This window comes from Leucobacter celer subsp. astrifaciens (genome assembly GCF_001273835.1).
Lineage (GTDB): Bacteria > Actinomycetota > Actinomycetes > Actinomycetales > Microbacteriaceae > Leucobacter > Leucobacter celer.
Genome location: NZ_JHEI01000168.1, coordinates 1 through 337, shown reverse-complemented (window position 1 = coordinate 337; position 337 = coordinate 1). Strand labels below are relative to the sequence as shown.

Here is a 337-nt window from a genome sequence, read left to right as displayed (position 1 = left end):
GGTGCCGACCGGCAACCCGACCCGGGCGAGAGCCAGCCCCGCGCGGCGCTTCCGGTCGAGCTCGAACCACTCGGTCTTCCAGGGGAAGCGGGGGCTCGTGCCGTCGTAGACGTTCACATACCCCCAGCCTCCGGGACGACCTTTCGGACCCGTCACGCCCCACCGCTCGGCCTGCTGCTCCAGCTGCACCCCGCCGCGGGTTCCCGCGGTGAGATCCTGCCCCGCATGCAGCGGCTTCGGCGGCGCGGTCGGCTTGCCCGGCTTCGCGTTCGTGGTGTCGCAGGTCTCGCAGACCACCGTGAACTCCGGGCTCTGCAGCGTGCGCGAGGCCTCTCTC

1 protein-coding gene is annotated in these 337 nt (G+C 72.4%); it reads right to left on the bottom strand.

Annotated elements, in window-relative coordinates; genetic code table 11:
- Window positions 1–337: hypothetical protein (locus AMS65_RS19860; protein ID WP_162231789.1), on the bottom strand; the 337-nt coding region annotated here is incomplete at both ends.